Origin of the sequence: Gordonibacter faecis, from assembly GCF_030077735.1 — a bacterium.
Taxonomy (GTDB): Bacteria; Actinomycetota; Coriobacteriia; order Coriobacteriales; family Eggerthellaceae; genus Gordonibacter; species Gordonibacter faecis.
Map to the genome: position 1 here is coordinate 1 of NZ_JASJEU010000002.1, position 5,353 is coordinate 5,353.

The 5,353-nt window shown below is 56.2% G+C and carries 3 rRNA genes; all 3 read right to left on the reverse strand.

The window, feature by feature from the left end:
• Positions 1-108 precede the first annotated feature (108 nt).
• Positions 109-223 (reverse strand): 5S ribosomal RNA (rrf, locus tag QNJ86_RS00205).
• Positions 224-339: 116 nt separating this feature from the next.
• Positions 340-3,308, reverse strand: a 23S ribosomal RNA gene (locus tag QNJ86_RS00210).
• Between the two features lie 298 nt (positions 3,309-3,606).
• A 16S ribosomal RNA gene (locus QNJ86_RS00215) occupies positions 3,607-5,115 on the reverse strand.
• The 16S, 23S and 5S rRNA genes sit together here, the layout of an rRNA operon.
• Positions 5,116-5,353 lie beyond the last annotated feature (238 nt).

The window sequence follows — 5,353 nt, forward strand, 5'->3', positions numbered from 1 at the left end:
TCCCCCCCCCCCAACAAAAAAAGAGGACCCCCAGGTCCCCTCACATCAGCAACAACAGCTACCACTCACCCAGCAGCTTCTCTCACACAACAAGAAAAGCATCCTCCGCGAGCGCGACGCCCTATCCTCCCGCAGCCTGACGCTGAAGTACTTTCGGCGATGGCGGGCTTAACTTCCGAGTTCGGAATGGGATCGGGTGATCCCCGCCTCCATGGTCGCGCTCGCGGGGGATGCTCCCCACGGGCAGTCTATCTGCCCCACCAAGTGGCTTTCTACGCCACCCTGGCGGTCGCATAGCGAGCATCGAGATCGCGTATTCGTATATGAATACCTAGTGTTATGAAGAAGAGCTCGGGCTATTAGTGCCGCTCGCCTGAACGTATTGCTACGCTTACAGCTGCGGTCTATCAACCAGGTAGTCTACCTGGGCCCTTACCAAAAAGGGAACTCATCTTGGAGACGGCTTCCCACTTAGATGCTTTCAGCGGTTATCCGTGCCGGACGTAGCTAGGCGGCGGTGCCGTTGGTCGACAACCGCGTCACCAGAGGTCCGTCCACCCCGGTCCTCTCGTACTAGGGGCAGATCTCCTCAATTCCCTTGCGCCTGCGGAGGATAGGGACCGAACTGTCTCACGACGTTCTGAACCCAGCTCGCGTACCGCTTTAAATGGCGAACAGCCATACCCTTGGGACCGACTTCGGCCCCAGGATGCGATGAGCCGACATCGAGGTGCCAAACCTTGCCGTCGATGTGGACTCTTGGGCAAGATCAGCCTGTTATCCCCGGAGTACCTTTTATCCGTTGAGCGACGGCCATTCCACTCTGGGCCGCCGGATCACTAGAACCTGCTTTCGCACCTGCTCGGCTTGTAGGCCTCGCAGTCAAGCCCGCTTGCACTCTTGCGCTCTCGGGACGATTGCCAACCGTCCTGAGCGGACCTTTGCGCGCCTCCGTTACATTTTAGGAGGCGACCGCCCCAGTCAAACTACCCACCTGACACGGTCCTTCTGCCGGATCACGGCCAGAAGTTAGGTCGCCGGAACGACGAGGGCAGTATTCCAAGGTTGGCTCCACAGAAACTGGCGTCTCTGCTTCAAAGCCTCCTGCCTATCCTCTACGCGCCGAGCCAACGACCAATGTCAAGCTGCAGTAAAGGTTCACGGGGTCTCTCCGTCCTTCCGCAGGTAATTCGCATCTTCACGAATAATACAATTTCACCGGGTCCATGGTTGAGACAGCGCCCAAATCGTTACGCCATTCGTGCAGGTCGGAACTTACCCGACAAGGAATTTCGCTACCTTAGGACCGTTATAGTTACGGCCGCCGTTTACTGGGGCTTAGTTTCAGAGCTTCGCTTGCGCTAACCCATCCACGTAACCTTCCAGCACCGGGCAGGCGTCAGACCCTATACTTCGTCTTACGACTTTGCAGAGTCCTGTGTTTTTGATAAACAGTCGCTTGGGCCGTTTCGCTGCGGCCCCCTTCCGCTCCAGACGCAAGGTCTTTCACAGAAAAGGGCGCTCCTTCTCCCGAAGTTACGGAGCCAATATGCCGAGTTCCTTAACCATGGTTCTCCCGATCGCCTCGGTATGTTCTACCCGCCTACCTGTGTCGGTTTTGGTACGGGCGCTAACAAAGCTCCCTAGAGGTTTTTCTCGGAAGCATGGGCTCACCGACTTCAGCTAATGCCTTCGTCTCGCGTCTCGGGATATGTGTTGTGCTGATTTCCATGCACAACTCCCTACACGCTTTCACGGGGACGTCCAGAACCCCGCTCGGCTACCCTTCTCCGTCACCCCGTTGGTCAAACGCTTGTCAGCGGTACGGGAATATCAACCCGTTGTGCATCGGCTACGCCTTCCGGCCTCGCCTTAGCTCCCGACTGACCCTGGGAGGATTAGCCTTGCCCAGGAACCCTTAGGCTTACGGCGGAGGGGTTTCTCGCCCCTCTCTCGTTACTCATGCCAGCATTCTCACTTCCACGCGGTCCACCACAGGTTTCCCTGCAGCTTCACCCCCCGTGGAAAGCTCCCCTACCACTGATATACATCAGTCCGCCGCTTCGGTGTTATGCTTAGCCCCGTGAATTGTCGGCGCATGTCCACTTGACCAGTGAGCTGTTACGCACTCTTTAAATGCATGGCTGCTTCTAAGCCAACATCCTGGTTGTCTAGGCAAACGCACATCCTTTGCCACTCAGCATAAACTTGGGGACCTTAGCGGGCGGTCTGGGCTGTTTCCCTTTCGAGTACACAGCTTAGCCCACATACTCTGACTCCCGGACTCTGAAGCAACGGTATTCGGAGTTTGGTTCTTTTCGGTAGGCGGTGAAGCCCCCTAGAAGATCCAGTGCTCTACCTCCGTCGCTGAACGTCCGAGGCTAGCCCTAAAGCTATTTCGGGGAGAACGAGATATCTCCGGGTTTGATTGGCCTTTCACCCCTATCCACGGGTCATCCCCTCCGTTTTCAACCGAAGTGGGTTCGGCCCTCCACGGGGTCTTACCCCCGCTTCAGCCTGCCCATGGATAGCTCACCCGGCTTCGCGTCTGCAGCAAGCGACTATATCGCCATCTTAAAGGCTCGCTTTCACTACGGCTCGGTTCTAACCTTAACCTCGCCGCTCACCGCAACTCGCTGGCTCATTCTACAAAAGGCACGCCGTCACCCCTCAAAGGGGGCTCCGACTGCTTGTAGGCGCACGGTTTCAGGTACTATTTCACTCCCCTCTCGGGGTGCTTTTCACCTTTCCCTCACGGTACTGGTTCACTATCGGTCACAGGAGAGTATTCAGCCTTGGAGGGTGGTCCCCCCAGATTCATACCGGATTTCACGTGTCCGGCATTACTCGGGTGCCATCTCACGGAGGCTACAGCGTTTCGCATACGGGGCTCTTACCCGCTTCGGCCGGCCTTTCCATACCGTTCTGCTACGGTGCAACTTTATAACTCCGCTTGGGGTTTAAGGCCCCCAAATGAGATAGTCCCACAACACCACATGCAGCAACGCCCTTAAGCTTGAACACATGCATGGGTTTGGGCTGGTGCGCGTTCGCTCGCCGCTACTAGCGCAATCTCGGTTGATTTCTCTTCCTCCGGGTACTTAGATGTTTCAGTTCCCCGGGTTACCTCCACACACCCTATTTTATTCAGATGCGGGTAACTGGGCATGACCCCAGCTGGGTTCCCCCATTCGGAAATCTTCGGATCAGCGGGTGTTTGCCCCTCCCCGAAGCTTATCGCAGCTTGCCACGTCCTTCATCGGCTTCCTGTGCCAAGGCATCCGCCGTGCGCCCTTGACATCTTCTTCTTACACAAGATAGATCAGGTATCCATATTATCATTCGCGATCGTTTAGATGCGAATCACGCATTGAATCTAGTTGATTCAGTGTTGATTCGAAAATCTTCGATGCTTTCGCTATGCAACTGTCAAGGTGCGCAGAAACACGACAGGTGTTTCTTCAAGGGCAAGAGCCCTTGGAAACCGAATACTGTGATGATGAGGAAAGACGATTGCTCCCCTTTGTACTTAGTTAGTCTTTAGTCTATCCAGGTTGCGGGAGCAAAAGCTCAACCGCACCGGACACAATCTTTGTGTCTCCCTAGAAAGGAGGTGATCCAGCCGCACCTTCCGGTACGGCTACCTTGTTACGACTTCACCCCCCTTACCCTCCACACCTTCGACGCCTCCGTCCCTAAAAGGGTTCGGCCGGCGGCTTCGGGTGCAGACGACTCGGGTGGTGTGACGGGCGGTGTGTACAAGGCCCGGGAACGTATTCACCGCGGCATGCTGATCCGCGATTACTAGCAACTCCGACTTCACGGAGGCGGGTTGCAGCCTCCGATCCGAACTGGGGCCGGCTTTAAGGGATTCGCTTCTAGTCGCCTAGTTGCGGCCCGTTGTACCGGCCATTGTAGCACGTGTGCAGCCCAGGGCATAAAGGGCATGATGACTTGACGTCGTCCCCACCTTCCTCCGGCTTGACGCCGGCAGTCCCATATGAGTCCCCAACTGAATGCTGGCAACATATGGCAGGGGTTGCGCTCGTTGCGGGACTTAACCCAACATCTCACGACACGAGCTGACGACAGCCATGCACCACCTGCGCTAGCTCCTCTCGGCCACCGAGTTTCCCCGGCTTCACTAGCATGTCAAGCCCTGGTAAGGTTCTTCGCGTTGCTTCGAATTAAGCCACATGCTCCGCTGCTTGTGCGGGCCCCCGTCAATTCCTTTGAGTTTTAGCCTTGCGGCCGTACTCCCCAGGCGGGGCACTTAATGCGTTAGCTGCGGCACGGAAAGAGTATCTCCCCACACCTAGTGCCCATCGTTTACGGCTGGGACTACCAGGGTATCTAATCCTGTTCGCTCCCCCAGCTTTCGCGCCTCAGCGTCAGTTATGGCCCAGAAGACTGCCTTCGCCATCGGTGTTCTTCCCGATATCTGCGCATTCCACCGCTACACCGGGAATTCCATCTTCCTCTACCAAACTCGAGCAAGCCAGTTCGGAACCCGACCGGGGGTTGAGCCCTCGGGTTAGAGGTTCCGCTTGGCAAGCCGCCTACGCGCGCTTTACGCCCAATGAATCCGGATAACGCTTGCTCCCTACGTATTACCGCGGCTGCTGGCACGTAGTTAGCCGGAGCTTCTTCTGCAGGTACCGTCAATTTCTTCCCTGCTGAAAGCGGTTTACAACCCGAAGGCCGTCATCCCGCACGCGGCGTTGCTGCGTCAGGGTTTCCCCCATTGCGCAAAATTCCCCACTGCTGCCTCCCGTAGGAGTCTGGGCCGTATCTCAGTCCCAATGTGGCCGGTCGGTCTCTCAACCCGGCTACCCATCGCAGGCTAGGTGGGCCTCTACCCCGCCTACTACCTAATGGGCCGCGACCCCATCCCCTTCCGCAAAAGCTTTCCCGAGTCCTTCATGCGAAGGTCAAGGAGTATCCGGTATTAGCGCAGGTTTCCTTGCGTTATCCCGAAGAAGGGGGCAGGTTGGTCACGTGTTACTCACCCGTTCGCCACTCTATACACGTCCGAAGACGTCTTAATCGTTCGACTTGCATGTGTTAGGCACGCCGCCAGCGTTCATCCTGAGCCAGGATCAAACTCTCCGTTTAAAGAGAAGCAAGATTACTCTTGCATCAGTTCGATCATGGTTTGTCGATTTGCTTACTTACCCTTCGGTGGGTTTTTAGCGAATCGACGGGGTGTTATCGTTCATTCGATTCATCTCACAGTATCCAGTTTTCAAGGTTCTCGCGGGCCTCTTTCGAAGCCCTTCGCCGCTTGCCGTGGCGAGCAGCGCAAGGAGATACTTTACTCTCCCGTTTCCCTCTTGTCAAGAACTTTTTTCAA